Origin of the sequence: Hydrogenophaga sp. (assembly GCF_048549895.1) — a bacterium.
Taxonomy (GTDB): domain Bacteria; phylum Pseudomonadota; class Gammaproteobacteria; order Burkholderiales; family Burkholderiaceae_C; genus Hydrogenophaga.
On the sequence record NZ_JBLYYB010000235.1, the window covers coordinates 19,400 to 39,499 of the forward strand.

The window sequence follows — 20,100 nt, forward strand, 5'->3', positions numbered from 1 at the left end:
GGTGTTGGGCATGACCACACTCGCCGCACCCAACACCGCCTTTCAGCGCCACGACACGCCGGCCCACATCGCGGGCCTGTCGCTGGTGAACCTGGCCGCGCGCCAGCGCATGCTGTCGCAACGCATGATCCTGCAGACGGTGCTGGCCGCGCAGGGTGACGTGGCGCGCTTGCAGGCCGCACAGCGCAGCCTCCAGATGTTCACCGAGAGCCAGCAACACCTGCTGGCCACCAGCGCGCAGCTGGAGCCGGCCAGCGCGAGCAAGATCACCGACACCTACCAGGGCACACGCGGCGTGGGCCCGGTGGTGCAGGCCTTCATGCAGCTCATGCGCAGCGCGTTGGACCAGATCGAAGCCGCCAGCCCGCGCGCGGGCGCCACCACGGCCGAGCTGGTGGGCCACACCGACCGCATCCTCGAAGCCCTCAACACCGTCACCACCGCCTTCGACGAAGTCGCCAGGGGCCGATCGGACGCGATGATGAAAGAACTGGCCGGCATCGTGGACGACATCCAGAGCGTGGCCAAGGAAGCCAAGGTGGTGAGCTTCAACGCTCAGGTCATCGCTGCCCGGGCCGGGCAACACGGCCGCGGATTTGCGGTGGTCGCCAATGTGCTGTCGGACATCACCGGCGAAATCGATCGCCTCACGCGCAAGGCGGCCGTCTTGGCGGAGCGCAGCAGAAGCAACGGCTGAATGCCGGTGCGCCTACACTGCGCGCCATGCAAAACTTCGACGCCATCGTCATCGGCGCTGGCGCCGCCGGCCTTTTTTGTGCCGGCATCGCCGGGCAACGCGGCCTGCGGGTGCTGGTGCTCGACCACAGCGAAAAAGTGGCCGAGAAAATCCGCATCTCGGGCGGCGGACGCGCCAACTTCACCAACCGCGATCTCGACCCGCACGCCCCGCACAAGCACTTCATCAGCGCCAACCCGAACTTCTGCCGCTCGGCGCTTTCGCGCTACACGCCAGCCGACTTCATCGCGCTGCTGCAGCGCCACGGCATCAACTTCCACGAAAAGCACAAGGGCCAGCTCTTTTGCGACCGCTCGGCCGAAGACCTGATCCAGATGCTGCTGCGCGAGTGCGATGCCGGTGGCGTGCAGCGCTGGCAGCCGTGCGGCGTCCAGGCCGTGCGGGTGGACGGCGACGGCGTGTTTGAGCTCGACACCGACCGCGGCCCGGTGCGCAGCCGCTCGGTGGTGGTCGCCACGGGTGGTCTGTCCATCCCCAAGATCGGCGCCACCGATTTCGGCTATCGGCTGGCCAAACAGTTCGGCCTGCGCCTGGTCGAGCCGCGCCCCGGCTTGGTGCCGCTGACGTTTGATGGCGATGGCTGGTTGCCGTACGCGGGCCTCTCAGGCCTCGCGCTGCCGGTGCGCATCGAAACCGGTCAAAAGAAATCGCAGATGGCCTTTCTCGAAGACCTGCTGTTCACCCACCGGGGCCTCTCCGGCCCGGCGGTGCTGCAGATCTCCAGCTACTGGCAAGAAGGCACGCCCATCCGCCTGAACCTGGCGCCCGAGGCCGACCTGACCGCAGCGCTCGCGCGCGCCAAGGCCACCTCGCGCAAGCTGATCGCCAACGAACTCGCGGGACTCGTGCCCAGCCGCCTGGCCGACGCCTGGGTGCAGCAAGACGCCGACTGGCAGCGCCCGGTGGCAGAGGCCTCCGACAAGGCGCTGGCCCGGCTGGCCGAGCGCCTGTCGCGCTGGGAGATCTCCCCCACCGGCACCGAGGGCTACAAGAAGGCCGAGGTGACGCTGGGCGGCGTGGACACGCGCGACCTGTCTTCGCAAACCCTGGAATCGAAGCAGCCCGGGCTGTATTTCGTTGGCGAGGTGGTGGACGTGACCGGCTGGCTGGGCGGCTACAACTTCCAGTGGGCCTGGGCATCGGCCCATGCTTGCGCCCAAGCGCTGTAGCCAACGGCCATGAAGTGGCTATAATCCAAGGCTTTGCTGGCAAATACCCGTCTGCCAATACTAGTTAACGACGGGACATTTTGCGGATACGACGCTTGGGCCCGATCTTCCCGAACATCCTCTTTCCGCGCATTCTGGACATTTCTCGCCCATGACGACCATCCGTGTAAAAGACAACGAACCCTTTGACGTCGCTCTGCGCCGTTTCAAGCGCACCATCGAAAAGCTCGGTTTGCTGACCGACCTGCGCGCCCGTGAGTTCTATGAGAAGCCCACCGCCGAGCGCAAGCGCAAGAAGGCTGCCGCCGTCAAGCGCCACTACAAGCGTGTGCGCTCGATGCAGCTGCCCAAGAAGCTGTACTGAGTCTGTGCCGCCGGGTTCGCCCGGTTGCCCAAAAGCCCGCTGGAAGACGTTCAGGCGGGCTTTTTTGTTGTCTGAACATTCCCTTCAATGCCCCACAGGAGCCCACCATGAGCCTCAAGGAACAGATCACCGAAGACATGAAAGCCGCCATGCGCGCCAAGGACAGCGAGCGCCTGGGCACCATCCGCCTGCTGACCGCGGCCATGAAGCAGAAGGAAGTGGACGACCGCGTGGAACTCGACGACGCCATGGTGGTGGCCATCGTCGACAAACTGATCAAGCAGCGCAAGGACAGCATCGACGCCTTCACCAAGGCCGATCGTATGGACCTCGCCGACAAGGAAAGTGCCGAATTGAAGGTGTTGCAGGCCTACCTGCCCGCGCGCCTCTCGGCGGATGAAGTCACCGCCGAAGTCCAGGCCATCGTGGCCGAACTCGGCGCCAAGGGAGCTGGTGACATGGGCAAGGTCATGGGCGCTGTGAAAACCCGCCTGGCCGGCAAGGCCGACATGGGCATGGTGTCGGCTGCGGTGAAGGCTGCGCTGGCGGGCTGATTCAAAGAATCAGGGCTGTCCCGATCACGGCCAACACCGCCCCCAACCACGCCCCCACCGCTGGCCGGCGCCGGTAGACCAGCCACAACAGCGGCAGGATCAGGATCGGCGAGACCGAGGACAGCACGGCCACCAGCCCCGCCTGACCCAGCCGCATGGCCGCCAGGATCAGCGTCATGCCCAGGGCCATGGCCACGGCGGCGCTCAAGAAGGTGAGCCAGGCGTCCTTTGCGCTCAATGGCACCTTGGCCCGAGCACCCTGCCATCCCGTGGCCAGCAACAGCGTGTGTGCCAGCAGCGCCATGCTCATGCGCGCTGCGCTGGCGGCCACGGCGTCCACGCCGGTGGTCATGAGCGGCTTGAGCATGAGCGTGGCCACCGATTGGCAGAGCGCAGCCGCCAGCCCCAAACCCACGCCGATGAGCAGCGGACCGCGCGTCTGCTCCCAGCCGTGCTGCTCGTCACTGCGCCGCCCCCACACGATGGCCAGCATGACGCCGGCCACCAGCAGACCGCTGCCAATCAAGGCCCGGCCCCAGATCACTTCGCCCAGAAAGAACCAGGCGATCACGGCGGAAAACAGCGCATGGGTGGCGAACAGCACACCCGAGCGGCGCGGGCCCAGGCGGTTCATGCAGGCGAACAGCACGGTGTCGCCGATGAAGATGCCGATGACGCCCGAGAGGGCCAGCAGGCCGAGGGCGGAGGTGTCCAGGCTGCGCCAGCCCCCGCCCATCAAAGCCAGCGCCCACAGTAACGCACTGGCGAAGAGCATGCGCCAACGACTGAAGGCGAATGCGCCCAGGCGCTGCGCCGGGCCAGCCGAGAAAAGACAGGAGACTGCCCAGCAGGCTGCGGCGAGCAGCGCCAGCGCTTCCGGGCGCATCTGACTCAGCGGCCGCCGCGAAGGGCCGCCCCGAGCAAGGCCAGCCCCCTTGGGGGGCAGCGACCCGCGCAGCGGTGGAGCGTGGGGGTCATCAACTCCCGGCGATCTTCATGCGGTTGACAAGGATCGAGCCGACGGTCTTCGCACCGAAGTTGTACGCATCCGCGCCCACCGCCTCGATGCCCTGAAACATGTCTTTCAAGTTGCCGGCGATGGTGATCTCGTGCACCGGGTAGACGATCTCGCCGTTTTCCACCCAGTAGCCCGAGGCGCCGCGCGAGTAGTCGCCGGTCACGTAGTTCACGCCCTGGCCCATGAGCTCGGTGACCATGAGGCCACGGCCGAGCTTCTTGAGCATGGCGCGCAGGTCGTCACCCGGCTGGGTGAGGCGGCTGGTGAGCGTGAGGTTGTGCGAGCCGCCAGCGTTGCCGGTGGTGCGCATGCCCAGCTTGCGCGCCGAGTAGGTGGACAAGAAGTACCCCTGCACCTTGCCGGCGGAGACCACCTTGCGCTTGGCGGTGCGCACACCCTCGTCGTCGAACGGTGAGCTGCCCTTGCCGTTGCGCACGTGCGGGTCTTCCAGGATGTCGATGTGTTTGGCCAGCACGCGCTTGCCCAGGCTGTTGGGCAAAAAGGTGGTGTTGCGGTAGAGCGCACCGCCGCTGGTGGCCTGCACGTAGGCGCCCAGCAGGCCAGCGGCCATGGGTGACTCGAACAGCACCGGGCACTCGGTGGTGGCGATCTTGCGGCCGTTCAGGCGTGCCAGCGTGCGTTCCGCGGCGTAGCGGCCCACGGCTTGTGGCGAGGCCAAGTCTTGCGGCGAACGCTGCGAGCTGTACCAATAGTCACGCTGCATGTTGGCACCGCGGCCGGCGATGGGCGCCACCGACAGGCTGTGGCGCGAACTGGCGTAACCACCGCTGAAGATGCCGGCACCGGAGCGCGCGCCCTCGCGCATGTGCGCGGTGAAAAAGTGCGACTGCTGGGCCGACACGCCGGCGCCTTCGCTGTTGTTGATCTTCTTGCTGGTGGCAAAGGCCGCGGCCTCGCATTCCAGCGCGATGCGCATGGCTTCTTCGGAGTTCAGCGCCCAGGGGTGGAACAGGTCGAGATCGAGGTAGCTGTCGGCCACGTCGTCGGCGTCGGGCAGGCCGGCCATGGGGTCTTCGGCGGTGAAGCGGGCGATATCAAACGCGGCCTGCACCGTCTGACGCACCGCGGCGGCAGAGAAGTCGGAGGTGGACGCGTTGCCGCGCTTCTGGCCCAGGTACACCGTCACGCCGAGCGACTTGTCGCGGTTGCGCTCCACGTTCTCCAGTTCGCCCTTGCGCACCGACACGCTCAGGCCGGCGCCTTCGGACACTTCGGCCGCGGCATCGACCGCACCGAGTTGTTTGGCGTGCGACAGGGCCAGGTCAACCAGTTCTTCAAACTGGCTGCGGGCGTACTGGAAACCGGGGAGTGGGGCGTTGGCCGAGGCCGTGGGGGTGGGCTGGGCCGGGGTGTGGGGGGCATTTTTCATATCGAAGGCTATGATACTGGCCGCCCTATCCGGGCGCTGCATCGCGCGCAGATGCCCGTGCTGCCCAGCGTGCAGCCCTCCCCTTTTGAGACCCCACATGTCCCGCAAACCCACCAAAGGCTATTTCGTCCGCGGCCAGTTCGTCGCCCTGGGCAGCGAGCTGGACCTGGAACTCAAGCGCGAGCTCAAGGGTTCGGACGACATGAGCAAGACCGACCTCAAGAAGTACAGCGACCGCCTGCAGGAGCTCGGTGAGAGCCTGCTCACGCTGCGCGCTGATCTGATGAAACGGCTCGACCTGTCCGAGAAACTGGTGGACGCTGTCAACGACGCCAAGAAGATCACCAACTTCGAAGGCCGCCGCCGCCAGATGCAGTACATCGGCAAACTGATGCGCGGCGTGAACGAGGCCGCCTTGGCTGAGGTGGAAGCCGCGCTGGACGAGCAGAACAAGGGCTCGGCCAAGGGCACACTCTCATTGCACCTCGCCGAGCAGTGGCGCGACCAGTTGATCGCCAACGACGACGCGCTCACGCGCTGGCTGGAACAAGCCCCCGACACCGACGTGCAGCAACTGCGCGCCCTCATCCGCCAGGCTCGCAAGGACGCGCAGGCCAACGAGGCCCTGGAGCGCGCAGGCGAGGCCGTGCGCCACGGCAAGGCCTACCGCGAGATCTTCCAGTTGGTCAAGGCCGCGCTGAACCAGGGCTCCGACGAACCCGACGCACCTGCGGAAGACGACCCGACATGAACGAACAAACCCGCTGGCCCGAAGACCCGGTGCGCATCGGCATCGTGTCCATCAGCGACCGCGCCAGCACCGGCGTGTACGAAGACAAGGGCTTGCCCGCGCTGCAGGAGTGGCTCACGCGCGCACTCAAGAACCCCATCACCTTCGAGCCCCGCCTGATCCCCGACGAGGTGGAGCGCATCAGCGCCACGCTGATCGAGCTGGTGGAAGCCGGCTGCTCTCTCGTGCTCACCACCGGCGGCACCGGCCCCGCGCTGCGCGACGTGACGCCCGAGGCGACGCTGGCCGTGGCGCACAAAGAGATGCCGGGCTTTGGCGAGCAGATGCGCCAGATCAGCCTGACCTTTGTGCCCACGGCCATCCTGTCGCGCCAGGTGGCGGTGATCCGCGACCAGAGCCTGATCCTGAACCTGCCGGGCCAGCCCAAGGCGATTGCCGAGACGCTTGAAGGTTTGAAGAACGCCGACGGCACGCAGAAGGTCAACGGCATCTTTGCCGCCGTTCCCTATTGCATCGACCTCATCGGCGGGCCCTACCTGGAAACGAACGACGAGGTCTGCAAGGCCTTCCGCCCCAAATCCGCTGTGCGCCCTGCGCGCTGACCTCTCCACAAGGCACTCCATGAAGATCACCAAAGACACCATCGTCACCCTCACCTTCCGCGCCACCGATGCCCAGGGCAAGGTGCTCGAAGACGGCAAGGAGCCGCGCGCGTATTTGCACGGCGGCTACGGCAATACGCTGCCGGGCATCGAGAAAGCGCTGGAAGGCCAGGAACCCGGCTTCGCCGCCACGCTGGTGCTGCCGCCCGAAGACGCGTTTGGTGTGCGCGACGAAAGCCTGGTGACCACCATGCCCAAGCGCGACTTTCCACCGGGCGTGAAGGTGGGCGGTCAGCTCGAAGGCAGCGACGACAAGGGCCAGCAACACGTGTTCACCGTGATGAAGATCAAAGGGGACACGGTGCACCTGGACGGCAACCACCCGATGGCCGGGCAGACGCTGAAGTTTGCGGTGAAGGTGGTGGATGTGAAGGCGGCGAGCGCCGAAGAGATTTCACACGGCCATGCGCACGGCGCGCATGGTCATCACCACTGATCTCCGTTCGCCCTGAGCCCACCCCCGTTCGCCCTGAGCCTGTCGAAGGGCTCGTGCGATGCACCGCGTGAGGGCTTCGACAAGCTCAGCCCGAACGGACCGAGGCGCAGTCCGAACGGGTGAAGTTCACTTCCCAATGAGTTGGTTGAGCTTCTCGGCCTCAAAACACTCTTCGCGCGCCGCATCCTTCGGCACGCAGTCGCCATCACGCGATGACTGCGAAAGCTTTTCGATCGCGCACCACAGCAGCGCGATCTGGTGCTCCTGGCTGGCGGTGCTGTCGATCAGGCCGCGCATGGCCTGGGACAGCGGGTCGTCTTCCTGGGTGATGCCGTAGGCCTGGAACTTCGGGTCGGTCACGTCGGCGCTTTCGCCGGTTTTGCTCGGGATGATGCGGGCCGGAATGCCCACCGCCGTGGCGCCCGCTGGCACCGGCTTGATCACCACCGCGTTGCTGCCGATCTTGGCGCCGTCGCCCACCAGAAAACCACCGAGCACCTTGGCGCCCGCGCTCACCACCACGTCTTTGCCCAGCGTGGGGTGGCGTTTGGTGCCCTTGTAGAGCGAGGTGCCGCCCAGCGTCACGCCCTGGTAGATGGTGCAACCGTCGCCGATCTCGGCGGTTTCGCCCACCACCACACCCATGGCGTGGTCGAAGAACACACGTTCACCCACCTTGGCGCCGGGATGGATCTCGATGCCGGTGGCAAAACGCGCGATGTGCGAGATGAAACGGCCCAACCATTTGAAGCCGTGCGTCCAGCACCAGTGGGCCGGGCGGTGCAGCCACACGGCGTGCAAACCGGGGTAGCAGGTGACGACTTCAAACACGCTGCGCGCAGCGGGGTCGCGGTCGAGGACGCACTGGATGTCGGAGCGGAGGCGGGCAAACATGGCGGCAGTCTAGCGCCTGGCCTTCTCGGCCACCTGCAGCATCGCCTTGGCAACACCTCGCAGGATGTGGATTTCTTCCTCGCTGGGTGCAGCGCGGTTGAAAAGCTGGTTCAGGCGCGGCATGAGCTTCTTGGGCGCGGCGGGGTCGAGAAAATCCACCGCCACCAGCGCCTGTTCCAGGTGGGTGAGCATGCCGCCGATGGCCTGCGCGTCGGCCTGCTGGCGTGGCGGCGCGGGTGGCAGCGGCGCAAAACCACCGAGCGCCTGGCGCCAGTCGTAGGCGATCAGCTGCACCGCAGCCGCCAGGTTGAGCGAGCCGAAGTCGGGCGCGGTCGGAATGCTGAGCGCCGCGTGGCAGCGGTACACGTCTTCGTTGCGCATGCCGAAGCGCTCGGAGCCGAACAGGAACGCCACGCCCTCGGGCGGCTCGGGTGTGGCCAGCAGGGTCTGAAAGTGTTCGCGCGGCGCGAGCGTGGGCGGGCCAAAGTCGCGCGGGGTCATGGCGGTGGCGCACAGGTGGCTCATGCCATCGAGTGCTTCGTCGAGCGTGTCGACCACACGCGTGTTCGCCAGCACGTCGTTCGCGCCGCTGGCGCGCTGGATGGTTTCTTCGCGGCGCAACACGTTGGCCCAGCGCGGCTGCACCAGCACGAGGTCGTCAAAACCCATCACTTTCATGGCGCGGGCCACGCCACCGACGTTGCCGGCGTGGCTGGTCTGGATCAGTACAAAACGGGTGCGCATGCTGGGGTGTGGAGGTGGCGGTAAAATCTCGCACATTGTCGCCGCCCCGCATCGCCGGGGCGCATCTAGCTGCTCTTCCACTGCTGCGCGCCACTTCCCGTGTCGCGCCGAGGTTCACAATTCATGTCGTCCACGCTCCACCCCATGCTCAACGTGGCCATCAAGGCCGCTCGCCTTGCCGGCACCATCATCAACCGCGCCGCACTGGATGTGGAATCGGTCCGCGTTTCGGTCAAACAGACCAACGATTTCGTGACCGAAGTTGATCAGGCCGCCGAGGCCGCGATCATCGACACCTTGCTCACCGCCTACCCCGATCACGCGATCTGGGCCGAGGAGTCGGGCAAGCGCGAAGGACGGCACGGCGGCGCAGACCACGTCTGGATCATCGACCCGCTGGACGGCACCACCAACTTCATTCACGGCTTCCCGGTCTACTGCGTGAGCATCGCGCTCATGGTGGGCAACAAGCTCGAACAAGCCGTGATCTACGACCCGACCCGCAACGACCTCTTCTGCGCCACGCGCGGGCGCGGTGCGTACATGAACGACCGCCGCATCCGTGTGGCCAAGCGCACCACGCTGCGCGACTGCCTCATGTCCACCGGTTTTCCGTTCCGCCCGGGCGACGCCTTCCAGACCTACCTGCAGATGCTCGGCGACGTGATGCCGCGCGTGGCTGGCGTGCGCCGTCCCGGTTCGGCCGCGCTCGATCTGGCTTACGTGGCCGCGGGCTTCACCGACGGTTTCTTTGAAATGGGTCTCTCGCCCTGGGACGTGGCCGCTGGCGCGCTGCTGGTCACCGAAGCCGGTGGCCTGATCGGCAACTTCACCGGTGAAGCCGACTTCCTGGAACAAAAGGAATGCATGGCCGCCAACCCCAAGATCTACGGCCAGCTGGTCGGCGTGACCGCCAAATACAGCAAGTTCGCCAGCGCGGGCGACAAGGCTTCGGTACGGCAAGCGCGCACCACCGGCGCACCCGCATCGGAAGCCCCCAGCGTTGAAACACCCCCGGCAGACACCACCAGCCAGGGCGACGCGCCTTTCTGAAGCTCAGGCCTTCGGCACTCGGAACCAGAAACAGGCGCCCTGCCCGGGCGATGATTCTGCCCAGATGCTGCCGCCATGGCGCTCGATGATGCGCGCCACGATGGCCAGACCCACGCCCATGCCGGGCACGTCAATGCCGGCGTGCAGGCGCTGGAACAGGCCAAACAGCTTGTTGGCGCGCGCCATGTCGAAGCCCATGCCGTTGTCGCGCACGAAGTAGGCGCCCGACACGGCGTCAAAGCCCACGACCACCATGGGCTCGCTCTGGTGCCTTGAGTACTTCAAGGCGTTGTCCAGCAGGTTGCTCAGCACCTGACGCAGGAGCGTGGCGTCGCCCAGCGCGTCGGGCAGTGCACCCACCTCAATGCGGGCCTCGGGCACCTGCGGCGCCAGCGCCTCAGCGACCGCACTGGCCAGCGACCTCATGGGCACCGGGCGGGCATCGAGCTCGACCTGCACCACGCGCAGCAACTCCAGCATGTCGGTGATCATCTGGCCCATGTTGCGCGAGGAGCGCGCGATGCGCTCGAACATCTGGCGCCCGGTGGCGCTCAGCCGCTCGCCCTCTTCCTCGACGATCACTTGCGCAAAGCCGTTGACCGAGCGCAAAGGCGCACGCAAGTCATGGGCGATCGAATACGAGATGGTTTCCATGTCGCGCATCGAGCGCTCCAGCTCGGCGGTGCGCGCCCTCACCCGCTCCTCCAGGCTGGCGTTGAGCGCGCGAATCTGTTCCTGCGCTGCCACGCGCTCGCTGATGTCCAGGTGCGTGCCCGACATGCAGAGCGCGCGGTCGTCGCCGTCGCGCTGGTGCACTCGGCCCCGGGTGTTGATCCAGACCCAGTGGCCATCCTTGTGTTTGATGCGCAGGTCGCAGTCGTAGAACGGCAGCTCGCCCCTCATGTGGCGATCGCGTGCCGCGTCGGCCTTCAGCAGGTCGTCGGGGTGCACCCGCGATTCCCAGGTGTCGTAGGTCACCGGCTCCAGCTCGGCCAGGGTGTGGCCCAGCATCTCGGCCCAGCGTTCGTTGATGATCAGCGTCCGTTCGCTGAGGTTGGCCTCCCAGATGCCGGGCCGCGTGGCGTCCAGCACCCGGGCCAGGCGCTGGCGCTCTTCGCGCAGGGCTTCCTGGGTGGCGATGTACGAACTGACGTCGGTGAAGGTGCGCACCACACCGCCGTCGGGAAGGCGTCGGGAACGGATCTCCAGCGTGCGTCCGTCCCGCGTCTTGCGCCAGTAGTGGTCGGGCAAGTTGACTGGATCTGGCTCGCCGAGGTAGGCCCGCGCCAACGGGTCCACCAGTTGGAGCTGTGGGCCAAAGTCGCCGCGCTCGCGCTGGAACCTCACCACTTCCTCGTGTGTGGGCCGCCGCGCCAGCAATTCGTCGGGCAGGTCGAGCAGTTCCAGCGTGCGCTTGTTGTAGAAGAGGATGCGTCCCTGAGCGTCCACCTTGGTCAGCCCCTGGCTGATGCTGTCCAGCGTGGCCTGCAGGGCGGCACTCTTCTCACTGAGCAGGGCGCTGGTGGCCTCCAGCTGGCTGCGCGTGCGTTTGCGTTCCTGAAAGCTGCGCCAGGCCAGCACCAGCTGGCGCACAGCGCCCAGCAGCGGCTGCAAAAACTCGATGTCGGCCTCGCTGTAGCCGTCGGGCTGGTTGGCCAGGCCGACCATGGCCACCAGCCGGTCACCAACCAGCAGCGGAATGCCCAGAAACGCGTCCATGCCCGGATGCCCGGCGGGCATGCCACCCGCGCGCGGATCGCGGCGGGGATCGTTGGCAATCACCGGTTTTCCGCTGGTCATCGCCCGGCCAAACAAGGTTTTGAGATTGCTGAAGGTCATGCCGGCATCGAGCTGGTCCATGTACATGCGCCGCGACTCTTCGTCCCACGATATGTTGGTGATCGCGTGCGTCTTCAGGTAGGGGTGGTCGTTGACGTCGTACAGCACCTCGCCCACGAACCCGTAGCCGCTGCTGGTGAGTTGCAGGAAAGCGTCGAGCAGGCCTTCAAAGGCGGCGCGCTTCTCCTCGGTTTCAATGAACACCGCCTGCGCACTGCGCACCGCCTCCAACATCCGCTGCTGGCGCTCGACCCGCTGCGCAGCCAGCCGTGCCCCGGTCACGTCGGAGGTGAAGCCGTGCCAGACCACAGTCCCATCGGGCTCGCGCTGGGGCACCGCCTCCACGCTGTACCAGCGCTCGCCGGCCTTCGGCAACACCACCCGGTAGGTCTGCCGCCAGACCACCAGTTCGCTCGCCGAGCGCTGAAGCGAAGCCACCACCTCGCCCCGGTCATCGGGATGAACCCGCTCGAACAAGATGCGCGCGTCTTTCTGCAAGTCCTGGGGCTCGACTTCGAGCATCTCCCGCGCGACGTCGTTGACGTAGGAAATCGTGCTCCTGCCGTCTGCGTCCAGCCTCGACTGGTACATCATTCCCGGCACGCGGGCGGCAATCGCCTGCAGCAGCTTGAATTGCTCGGCCAGGCGCTGGGTGGCTTCGCGCTCGGCCGTGATGTCCTGCACCACACCAAAATCGGTTTGCGGATTACCGGCCACGGTGGTCTGGCCGATGCGGGTTCGAAACCAGCGCATCGCGCCGTCGGGTCGAAGCCAGCGGTACGTCACCTCACGTCCGTCCATGGCGGTGCGGGCCGCAAGCCAGGCGGCCTTGTCGTCGGCGTGGATGCCCGATCGCCCCAGCATGCGCCGGATGCGATCAGCAGGCTCGATCCCGGCAATCTCGTACAAACCCGGCGACCAGAACACCTCGTCGTCGTTCTCGGCGTTGGTCCAGTGGCCCACCCGGGCCATCTTCTCGATCACGGCATGCAGTTCAACCCGCTGCTGCAACGCCACGTTGGCCTGCTTCAAGGCCTCGTTGGACATGACAAGCGCGGCCTTGGCCTCCAGCTCCCGCGTGATCTCGGTGAAATAGATCAGCAGCAACTTCTCGGACCCTGCCTCCAGGACCGTGGCGTGCATGCGCACCCGGTGGGCCTCACCGCCATTGAAGTGCAGCACCTGCACATCGTCCGGACTGGGCAGGTGGCGCAGAAAGCGGTCGCGCTCGGGGATGTCCCGCCAGTGACCCAGTTCGACCGTGGTGCGGCCAATGGCGGCCTCCCGAGACAGGCCGGTGATCTTCAGCCACGCATCGTTGACCGACAGCAGACAACCGTCGTGCCAGCGGGACACCGACGCCGGCAGCGGTGCGGCCATGAAGATGGCGTCGAAAGGAAGGGTTGGAGCACCCGCCGGCGCCGGGCCAGACGGTGGGGAGACCTGTTCGTTGGAGACAGGTTCTGGGGCAGCTTCAGGCATGCGTGCTCTGCGGTTGGGGTCAACTGGGCCGGGTGTGCGTCCATGGGAAGACAGACGCGCTACAAATGTACGCCCGCCCGCAGGCCCTGCACAGCGCCAAACCGCACACTGTGCGGGCAAACGGCATCTACAATTCGCGCCCTTTCTCCCAGCACACCGTTTCCATGCACCTCACCGTCAATCCCGACTTCAAAGCCTACATCGACCCCCTGACCCCGGACGAACATGAAGCGCTGGAGCGCAGCCTGCTGGCCGAGGGCTGCCGCGATGCGCTGGTGCTGTGGGGCGATGTGCTGGTGGACGGGCACAACCGGTATGGCATCTGCCAGAAACACGGCATCGCGTTTCAGACCGTGCAGAACCCGAACTTCCAGTCAGAGCAGGACGTGCACCTGTGGATGATCGACCAGCACCTGGGTCGGCGCAGCGTCTCGGATTTCCAGCGCGGCGTGCTGGCCCTGCGCAAGCGCGACATCCTGGCCGAGCGGCGCTCGCGTTTTCTGGCCTCTGCGCCAGCACCGGACGACACGGCAACCGACGCGGCTGCGCACGAACCGAGCTCGGACATCGCTGCAGCGCCCAAGCCGCTGCGCAGCCGCGAAGACATCGCCCGGGCCGCGCGGCTGAGCAGCAGCCAGGTGGTGCAGATCGAAAAAATCCAGAAACAGGCCGCCCCCGAGCTGGTGGACGCGCTCAAGGCCGGTGCGCTCTCGCTCAACGCGGCGGCAGCGGTGGCCAGCCTGCCGGCGGGTGAGCAGAAGGCCGCCGCGCTGGCCGGCAAGGACGAGCTCAAACGGGCCGCCAAACGCGTGCGCGAATCGCGCCGCAAGGTTGCGGACCCGGGTGATGAAGCGCCTGCACCGGATGACGAGCTCACCACCCTGCGCCGCAAGGTGCAGGACCTGCAGGCGCAAAACGACGCGCTGCACAAAGAACTGTCCGCCCTGCGCTCGCAACTCGAAACCGCCGTCTGAACCCCGTCGGTCTGTGGTCATCTGGAACAATCCGCCCATGACAGACGCACCCACCCCAGACGGTCGACCCGACGAGCCAACCGCCGCACCCGAGGCGCCCCATGCGCTGCACTACCCTTGCGGCGAGCCCCCTGCCCCGGGCGAGGTGCGTGAGGTCGCGCCTGGCGTGCTGTGGCTGCGCATGCCGCTGCCGTTCGCGCTGAACCACATCAACCTCTGGGCCGTGGCCGACGAAGACGGGCACGGGCCGGGCTGGGCCGTCATCGACACCGGAACCAAGACGCCCGAGGCACTGGCCGCCTGGCGCCAGCTGATCTCGCCCGAGGGCCCGCTGGCCGCCACGCCGCAGGGCGCGCGCATCACGCGCATCTTCTGCACCCACATGCACCCCGACCACGTGGGCATGGCGGGCTGGCTCACGCGCAAGTTCCAGTGCCGGCTGTGGATGACGCGGCTCGAATACCTGACCTGCCGCACCCTGGTGGGCGACACCGGCCGCGAAGCACCCGAGGAAGCCATCGACTTCTACCGCCAGATGGGCTGGAACGAAGAAGCGCTGGACATCTACCGCACCCGCTTCGGCGGCTACGGCAAATACATGCACGCGCTGCCCGACAGCTTTCGCCGCCTCAGCGATGGCGAGACTGTGCGCATCGGCGCGCACGACTGGCGCATCGTCGTCGGGCGAGGCCATTCGCCCGAACACGCCTGCCTGCTCAGCGACGCGCTGGGCGTGCTGGTCTCGGGCGACCAGGTGCTGCCACGCATCTCGTCCAACGTGAGCGTGTTCCCCACCGAACCCGACGCCGACCCGCTCGGCGACTGGATACACAGCATCGAGCACCTGCGCGCCACGCTGAGCGACGAGCTCCTGGTCTTGCCGGCGCACGGCGAGCCGTTCCGGGGGCTGCACGCGCGGCTGGACCGCCTGGCCCACGGCCACGAGCGCGGCCTGCAGCGCCTGCGCCGCAGCCTGGCCGAATCACCCAAACGCACGGTGGATGTGTTTGGCGCCCTGTTCGCGCGCCCGATCGACAACACCGGCGAACTGCTGGGCATGGCCACCGGCGAAGGCGTGGCCCACCTCAACCACCTGCTGGTGCGCGGCGAAGCCGTGCGCGAGTTGGGTGCCGACGGCGTGTACCGCTACCGCCTGACATGACCAACCCCGCCAGCCAGGAACAGACGCGGCGAGGCACCCTGCCCGGATCGATCGCGCAGGCGCTCATGCCAGAATCACCCGGCTGATCAGCGCCCGAACCTTAGACCGGTTGCACGGGCACACGGCGCCGGCCCTGACGCGCGTCGCACTCCTCCCACACGATCCATGAAACTGCCTCACAAGCTCACCAACATCGCGTTTGCCGCCTACATGGCCGGCATCATTGCCTTCGTGGTCAGCGCTGCGCTCGCGGCCATCAACACCGGCATCGGTGCGGGCTTTCTCTCGCGCGTTCTGCATGCCTATGCGATCGCCTTCCCGGTGGCCTTCGTCAGTGTGGTGATCTTCCGGCCTGTGGCGTTGTTTCTGGTGAAGAAGACGGTGCACGCACCGACCTCCCGCTGAGCCGTCCGATGGACAAGCACACCGCCACCCACCTGCCCGCGACGGGAGACCTGTCCTCACACACGCCCATGATGCAGCAGTACTTCGGCCTGAAAGCCGGGTACCCGAACACGCTGCTGTTTTACCGCATGGGCGACTTTTACGAGCTGTTCTTTGCCGACGCCGAGAAGGCCGCGCGCCTGCTCGACATCACGCTCACGCAGCGTGGCCAGTCGGGTGGCCGGCCGGTGGTCATGGCCGGCGTGCCTTTTCATTCGGTCGATACCTATCTGGCGCGACTGATCAAGCTGGGCGAGTCGGTGGCCATCTGCGAGCAGGTGGGCGACGTGGCCACCGCCAAGGGGCCGGTGGAGCGCAAGGTGGTGCGCGTGGTCACGCCCGGCACGCTGACCGACAGCGAGTTGCTCTCCGAAAAATCCGAGGCCCTGCTGATGGCCGTGCACCCCGGCGCGCGCACCGGTTGTGGTCTGGCCTGGATGTCGGTCACGCAGGGCATCGTGTTTCTCGCGCAGTGCGCCAGCGACGAACTCGCCGACTGGGTGGCGCGTGTGAACCCGGGCGAGCTGCTCTACAGCGCCGACACGTCCACCGCCTTCGAGAAGACCGTGCTGGCGCTGGCGAACCAGACCAATGGCCAGCGCCTGGTGGCGGTGTTGCGCCCGGCCTGGGCCTTCGACGCCGGCCTGGGCCAGCGCAAGCTGCTGGAGCAACTGCAAGCAGCGAGTCTGTCTGCCTGGGACGCGCAAGACCTGGGCGACGCGCACGCCGCCGCGTCCGCGCTGCTCAATTACGCCGAGCACACGCAGGGCCGCGCGCTCAGCCATGTGAAAAGTCTGCAGGTGGCGCGCAGCGGCGACCTGATCGACCTGCCGCAAAACACGCGGCGCAACCTCGAACTCACGCAGACCCTGCGCGGCGAGACCAGCCCCACGCTGCTCTCGCTGCTCGATGTGTGTTGCACCGGCATGGGCAGCCGCGCGCTGCGCAGCTGGCTGCTGGAACCCCGGCGCGACCGCGCGCAGGCGCGCGCGCGGCTGGCCGCCATCACCACCCTGCGCGGTGGCCTGTGGCAGGGCCTGCGCGCTTCGCTCAAGGGCGCCAGCGACGTGGAACGCATCACCGCGCGCACGGCCCTGCGCCAGGTGAAGCCGCGCGAACTGGTGGGCCTGGGGCAGACGCTGGAGCGCGCGCAGCAACTGGCTCGCCAGCTCGGGCCGCAAGACGCGGGCGGCCTGCTGCAAGGGATCGGCGCACACCTCACGCCACCCGAGGGCTGCGCCGAGCTGCTGCGCGCCGCCCTGCTGGCCGAGCCGGCCGCGCTGGTGCGCGACGGTGGTGTGATCGCCGACGGCTTCGACGCCGAGCTCGACGAGCTGCGCGACATCCAGAACAACTGCGACGGCTTCCTGATCGAGCTGGAGCAACGCGAGCGCGCGCGCACCGGCATCACCAACCTGCGCGTGCAGTTCAACAAGGTGCACGGCTTCTACATCGAGGTCACACAGGGCCAGGCGGCCAAGGTGCCCGACGACTACCGCCGCCGCCAGACGCTCAAAAACGCCGAGCGTTTCATCACGCCCGAACTCAAGGCGTTTGAAGACAAGGCCCTCTCGGCGCAAGACCGGGCGCTGGCGCGCGAGAAGTGGCTGTACGAGCAGTTGCTCGACCAGCTGCAGGCCTTCATTGCACCGCTCACCGGGCTGGCGCGCGCCATGGCAGCGCTCGACGCGCTGTGCGCGCTGGCCGAGCGCTCGCTCACACTGAACTGGAGCGCGCCGCAGTTCGTGCCCGAGCCCTGCATCGACATCCGCGGTGGGCGCCACCCGGTGGTGGAGGCGCGGCTCAACGAAACCAGTGGCGGCAGCTTCATCGCCAACGACACGGTGCTCGGCCCCAAGCAGCGCATGCAGGTGATCACCGGCCCCAACATGGGCGGCAAGAGCACCTACATGCGCCAGGTCGCGGTGATCGTGTTGCTCGCCAGCGTCGGCAGCTTCGTGCCCGCAGCCTCTTGCAGGCTCGGCCCCATCGACGCCATCCACACCCGCATCGGCGCGGCCGACGACCTGGCCAACGCGCAGTCGACCTTCATGGTGGAGATGACGGAAGCCGCGCAGATATTGCATGCCGCCACGCCCGAGAGCCTCGTGTTGATGGACGAGATCGGTCGCGGCACCTCCACCTTTGATGGCCTGGCGCTGGCCGGCGGCATCGCCACGCACCTGCACGACAAATCGCGCGCCTTCACGCTGTTCGCCACCCACTATTTCGAACTCACCGAGTTCCCGGCCGGCCACCACGCGGCGGTGAACGTGCATGTGAGCGCTGTGGAAGCCGGCGGCAAGGCGGGCGGCATTGTGTTCCTGCACCAGATCGAGCCCGGCCCGGCCAGCCGCAGTTACGGCATCCAGGTCGCGCGTCTCGCCGGTGTGCCGGCTGGCGTGGTGCAGCACGCGCGCCACGCCCTGGCCGCGCTGGAAGCCCAGAGCGAGGAAAGCCGCAGCCAGGTGGACCTGTTCGCCCCGCCACCTGCCACACTGGAGGCCGACGCCCACCCGCTGCAGACAGCGCTGGAGAACATCGACCCCGACACCCTGAGCCCGCGCGAAGCGCTGGAACAGCTCTACACCCTGAAAAAATTGGCCTCCTCATCATGACTTACTGCGTCGCCGTCAAGCTCAACGCCGGCATGGTCTTCCTCTCCGACTCGCGCACCAACGCGGGCCTGGACCAGATCAGCACCTTCCGCAAAATGATCGTCTACGAAAAGCCGGGCGACCGCTTCATGTGCCTGCTCTCCGCCGGCAACCTGAGCGTCTCGCAGTCGGTGCGCGAGATCCTGCAGGTGGAGCAGCTCGAAGACGTGGACAGCGGTGAACCCATCACGATCTGGAACGCGAAGAGCATGTTTGATGCCGCGCGCGTGCTGGGTGCGGCGGTGCGCCACGTCTACGAACGCGACGGCGAGTCGCTGCAGCGCGCGGGCGTGGAATTCAACGTGTCCATGATCTTTGGCGGTCAGATCCAGGGCGAAGGCATGCGCCTGTTCCAGGTCTATTCGGCCGGCAACTTCATTGAAGCCACGGCCGAGACACCGTTCTTCCAGGTCGGTGAATCCAAGTACGGCAAGCCCGTGCTGGACCGCGTGATCGCGCCCGAAACGCCACTGGACGAAGCCGCCAAGTGCGTGTTGGTGTCGATGGACTCCACGCTGAAATCCAACCTGTCGGTGGGCCTGCCGCTGGACCTGGTGGTGTACGAAGCCAACCAGCTGCGGTCGGACAAGATCACCTGCATCGACAACGACAACCCCTACTTCCGCATGCTGCACAACACCTGGGGCCAGAAGCTGCGCGAGGTGTTCGACAGCATCGAAGACCCGACCTGGGACGGCGCCCACACCGATGTGCCGCTGCTGAGCAATGGCCCCCGCTGCCAGCCGCTGAAGAAGATTTCGAACGCCAGAGAGAAGCTGATTTAAGTGTCCTTGATCGTTTTCTCCCACGCCAACAGCTTCCCCGCCAGCACCTACCGCGTCCTCTTCAAGTCCCTGCGCGCCCGCGGCCACACGGTGCGCGCGGTGGACAAGTTTGGTCACGACCCGCAGTACCCCGTCACGAGCAACTGGCCACACCTGGTGCAGCAGCTCGCCGACTTTGCAGCGCCCGAGATCGAGGCGCATGGCAGTGGTGCCTGGCTGGTGGGGCATTCGCTCGGCGGCTTCTTGAGCCTGATGTGTGCCGCCCGCCACCCACAGCTGGGTGGTCACGCGGTGCGCGGTGTCGTGCTGATCGACTCGCCGGTGCTCGGCGGCTGGCGTGCGCGCACGCTGGAGCTGATCAAACGCACCCAGCTGGTGGGTTCGGTCTCGCCGGGCAAGATCAGCCGCAAGCGGCGCAACACCTGGCCCGACGCCGAAGCGGCCATGGCGCATTTCGCCAGCAAAAAGGTCTTTGCCGCCTGGGACCCGCAGGTGCTGCAGGACTACATCACCCACGGCACGCTCGACCACACCGATGCACACGGCAAGCCGCACCGCACGCTGGACTTCGACCGCGAGGTCGAGACCGCGATCTACAACACCCTGCCCCACAACCTGGACCGCCTGCTGCGCCGCCATCCGCTGCGGTGCCCGGTGGGCTTCATCGGCGGCACGCGTTCGCTGGAGATGAAACAGGTCGGCATGGCCATGACCCACCGGCTGGTGGGCTCCAGCCACCCCGAGCGCCTGCACATGATCGAAGGCAGCCACCTGTTCCCGATGGAACAGCCGCTGGAGACCGCCGCCGCCATCGAACACATGCTGGGCGCTCTGTCGGCGCCCACGCGCCGCTGACACCACCCAAGGGCAGACCCCGAGGCCCCAGGGCATCGGGCTCCGGTATAACGGTGGTGCGCACAACACCCCCACACAACAGCGTTGCATCCGTGCCCCTGACGCCCCCA

19 protein-coding genes are annotated in these 20,100 nt (G+C 66.9%); 14 read left to right on the top strand and 5 right to left on the bottom strand.

Going from position 1 to position 20,100, the window contains the following annotated elements:
• Nucleotides 1-10: 10 nt before the first annotated feature.
• The 4 genes from ACN4F8_RS21660 to ACN4F8_RS21675 all read left to right on the top strand — a co-directional run bounded on the left by ACN4F8_RS21660 (nt 11) and on the right by ACN4F8_RS21675 (nt 2,844).
• Entirely contained in the window at nt 11-697 is a 687-nt protein-coding gene (locus ACN4F8_RS21660) for a methyl-accepting chemotaxis protein (RefSeq protein ID WP_419475477.1), read from the top strand.
• Between the two features lie 26 nt (nt 698-723).
• Nucleotides 724-1,926: an NAD(P)/FAD-dependent oxidoreductase gene (locus ACN4F8_RS21665; RefSeq protein ID WP_419475478.1), complete on the top strand. Its 1,203-nt coding sequence runs from the start codon at nt 724-726 to the stop codon at nt 1,924-1,926.
• A gap of 151 nt (nt 1,927-2,077) precedes the next feature.
• Nucleotides 2,078-2,290, top strand: coding sequence for a 30S ribosomal protein S21 (gene rpsU, locus ACN4F8_RS21670; protein WP_056273869.1), 213 nt, complete (start codon nt 2,078-2,080; stop codon nt 2,288-2,290).
• A 107-nt stretch (nt 2,291-2,397) separates the two neighbouring features.
• The gene (locus ACN4F8_RS21675) at nt 2,398-2,844 is read left to right on the top strand and encodes a GatB/YqeY domain-containing protein (RefSeq protein WP_419475479.1); all 447 of its coding nucleotides are present in this window, start codon (nt 2,398-2,400) and stop codon (nt 2,842-2,844) included.
• Nucleotide 2,845: 1 nt separating this feature from the next.
• Here the strand turns inward: ACN4F8_RS21675 and ACN4F8_RS21680 are convergent, their stop codons facing one another.
• Complete coding sequence (locus tag ACN4F8_RS21680; RefSeq protein WP_419475480.1) at nt 2,846-3,730, bottom strand: DMT family transporter; 885 nt, start codon at nt 3,728-3,730, stop codon at nt 2,846-2,848.
• 91 nt (nt 3,731-3,821) lie between these two features.
• Nucleotides 3,822-5,252, bottom strand: coding sequence for a metalloprotease PmbA (gene pmbA / locus ACN4F8_RS21685; protein ID WP_419475481.1), 1,431 nt, complete (start codon nt 5,250-5,252; stop codon nt 3,822-3,824).
• A gap of 97 nt (nt 5,253-5,349) precedes the next feature.
• On the opposite strand from pmbA, the gene yjgA reads away from it, so the two are divergent.
• The 3 genes from yjgA to ACN4F8_RS21700 are packed head-to-tail and all read left to right on the top strand — an operon-like array spanning nt 5,350 to nt 7,101.
• Nucleotides 5,350-6,003: a ribosome biogenesis factor YjgA gene (yjgA, locus tag ACN4F8_RS21690; RefSeq protein WP_419475482.1), complete on the top strand. Its 654-nt coding sequence runs from the start codon at nt 5,350-5,352 to the stop codon at nt 6,001-6,003.
• Nucleotides 6,000-6,605 carry a molybdopterin adenylyltransferase gene (mog, locus tag ACN4F8_RS21695; RefSeq protein ID WP_419475483.1) on the top strand — a complete coding sequence of 202 codons (606 nt, stop codon included), beginning with the start codon at nt 6,000-6,002 and terminating at the stop codon, nt 6,603-6,605. Before yjgA ends, mog begins: the two co-directional genes overlap by 4 nt.
• A gap of 19 nt (nt 6,606-6,624) precedes the next feature.
• Nucleotides 6,625-7,101 carry an FKBP-type peptidyl-prolyl cis-trans isomerase gene (locus ACN4F8_RS21700; RefSeq protein WP_056273892.1) on the top strand — a complete coding sequence of 159 codons (477 nt, stop codon included), beginning with the start codon at nt 6,625-6,627 and terminating at the stop codon, nt 7,099-7,101.
• Between the two features lie 126 nt (nt 7,102-7,227).
• On the opposite strand, the gene cysE is transcribed toward ACN4F8_RS21700, so the two are convergent.
• Entirely contained in the window at nt 7,228-7,995 is a 768-nt protein-coding gene (gene cysE, locus ACN4F8_RS21705; protein ID WP_419475484.1) for a serine O-acetyltransferase, read from the bottom strand.
• Between the two features lie 9 nt (nt 7,996-8,004).
• Nucleotides 8,005-8,739: an RNA methyltransferase gene (locus ACN4F8_RS21710; protein ID WP_419475485.1), complete on the bottom strand. Its 735-nt coding sequence runs from the start codon at nt 8,737-8,739 to the stop codon at nt 8,005-8,007.
• Between the two features lie 123 nt (nt 8,740-8,862).
• Between ACN4F8_RS21710 and ACN4F8_RS21715 the strand changes: the two genes are divergently transcribed.
• Nucleotides 8,863-9,792, top strand: a complete 930-nt coding sequence (locus ACN4F8_RS21715) for an inositol monophosphatase family protein (RefSeq protein WP_419475486.1) — start codon at nt 8,863-8,865, stop codon at nt 9,790-9,792.
• Between the two features lie 3 nt (nt 9,793-9,795).
• On the opposite strand, the gene ACN4F8_RS21720 is transcribed toward ACN4F8_RS21715, so the two are convergent.
• Nucleotides 9,796-13,113 (bottom strand): PAS domain-containing protein, encoded by a 3,318-nt coding sequence (locus tag ACN4F8_RS21720; RefSeq protein WP_419475487.1) that lies wholly within the window; start codon nt 13,111-13,113, stop codon nt 9,796-9,798.
• 164 nt (nt 13,114-13,277) lie between these two features.
• Here ACN4F8_RS21720 and ACN4F8_RS21725 point away from each other — a divergent pair, with 164 nt between their 5' ends.
• The 6 genes from ACN4F8_RS21725 to ACN4F8_RS21750 all read left to right on the top strand — a co-directional run bounded on the left by ACN4F8_RS21725 (nt 13,278) and on the right by ACN4F8_RS21750 (nt 19,990).
• Nucleotides 13,278-14,087: a plasmid replication/partition related protein gene (locus tag ACN4F8_RS21725; protein WP_419475488.1), complete on the top strand. Its 810-nt coding sequence runs from the start codon at nt 13,278-13,280 to the stop codon at nt 14,085-14,087.
• Between the two features lie 37 nt (nt 14,088-14,124).
• Entirely contained in the window at nt 14,125-15,249 is a 1,125-nt protein-coding gene (locus ACN4F8_RS21730; protein ID WP_419475489.1) for an MBL fold metallo-hydrolase, read from the top strand.
• 165 nt (nt 15,250-15,414) lie between these two features.
• Entirely contained in the window at nt 15,415-15,654 is a 240-nt protein-coding gene (locus ACN4F8_RS21735; protein WP_419475490.1) for a DUF2798 domain-containing protein, read from the top strand.
• An 8-nt stretch (nt 15,655-15,662) separates the two neighbouring features.
• Entirely contained in the window at nt 15,663-18,311 is a 2,649-nt protein-coding gene (mutS, locus tag ACN4F8_RS21740) for a DNA mismatch repair protein MutS (RefSeq protein WP_419475491.1), read from the top strand.
• Nucleotides 18,308-19,135, top strand: a complete 828-nt coding sequence (locus tag ACN4F8_RS21745; protein ID WP_419475492.1) for a peptidase — start codon at nt 18,308-18,310, stop codon at nt 19,133-19,135. Before mutS ends, ACN4F8_RS21745 begins: the two co-directional genes overlap by 4 nt.
• Nucleotides 19,136-19,990 (top strand): alpha/beta fold hydrolase, encoded by an 855-nt coding sequence (locus tag ACN4F8_RS21750; protein WP_419475493.1) that lies wholly within the window; start codon nt 19,136-19,138, stop codon nt 19,988-19,990.
• Nucleotides 19,991-20,100: the final 110 nt, after the last annotated feature.

Bases quoted from the DNA above. Each gene is read 5' to 3' on its own strand.
- ACN4F8_RS21660 (WP_419475477.1), top strand. From the start codon at position 11: ATGACCACACTCGCCGCACCCAACACCGCCTTTCAGCGCCACGACACG.
- ACN4F8_RS21665 (WP_419475478.1), top strand. From the start codon at position 724: ATGCAAAACTTCGACGCCATCGTCATCGGCGCTGGCGCCGCCGGCCTT.
- rpsU (WP_056273869.1), top strand. From the start codon at position 2,078: ATGACGACCATCCGTGTAAAAGACAACGAACCCTTTGACGTCGCTCTG.
- ACN4F8_RS21675 (WP_419475479.1), top strand. From the start codon at position 2,398: ATGAGCCTCAAGGAACAGATCACCGAAGACATGAAAGCCGCCATGCGC.
- ACN4F8_RS21680 (WP_419475480.1), bottom strand. From the start codon at position 3,730: ATGCGCCCGGAAGCGCTGGCGCTGCTCGCCGCAGCCTGCTGGGCAGTC.
- pmbA (WP_419475481.1), bottom strand. From the start codon at position 5,252: ATGAAAAATGCCCCCCACACCCCGGCCCAGCCCACCCCCACGGCCTCG.
- yjgA (WP_419475482.1), top strand. From the start codon at position 5,350: ATGTCCCGCAAACCCACCAAAGGCTATTTCGTCCGCGGCCAGTTCGTC.
- mog (WP_419475483.1), top strand. From the start codon at position 6,000: ATGAACGAACAAACCCGCTGGCCCGAAGACCCGGTGCGCATCGGCATC.
- ACN4F8_RS21700 (WP_056273892.1), top strand. From the start codon at position 6,625: ATGAAGATCACCAAAGACACCATCGTCACCCTCACCTTCCGCGCCACC.
- cysE (WP_419475484.1), bottom strand. From the start codon at position 7,995: ATGTTTGCCCGCCTCCGCTCCGACATCCAGTGCGTCCTCGACCGCGAC.
- ACN4F8_RS21710 (WP_419475485.1), bottom strand. From the start codon at position 8,739: ATGCGCACCCGTTTTGTACTGATCCAGACCAGCCACGCCGGCAACGTC.
- ACN4F8_RS21715 (WP_419475486.1), top strand. From the start codon at position 8,863: ATGTCGTCCACGCTCCACCCCATGCTCAACGTGGCCATCAAGGCCGCT.
- ACN4F8_RS21720 (WP_419475487.1), bottom strand. From the start codon at position 13,113: ATGCCTGAAGCTGCCCCAGAACCTGTCTCCAACGAACAGGTCTCCCCA.
- ACN4F8_RS21725 (WP_419475488.1), top strand. From the start codon at position 13,278: ATGCACCTCACCGTCAATCCCGACTTCAAAGCCTACATCGACCCCCTG.
- ACN4F8_RS21730 (WP_419475489.1), top strand. From the start codon at position 14,125: ATGACAGACGCACCCACCCCAGACGGTCGACCCGACGAGCCAACCGCC.
- ACN4F8_RS21735 (WP_419475490.1), top strand. From the start codon at position 15,415: ATGAAACTGCCTCACAAGCTCACCAACATCGCGTTTGCCGCCTACATG.
- mutS (WP_419475491.1), top strand. From the start codon at position 15,663: ATGGACAAGCACACCGCCACCCACCTGCCCGCGACGGGAGACCTGTCC.
- ACN4F8_RS21745 (WP_419475492.1), top strand. From the start codon at position 18,308: ATGACTTACTGCGTCGCCGTCAAGCTCAACGCCGGCATGGTCTTCCTC.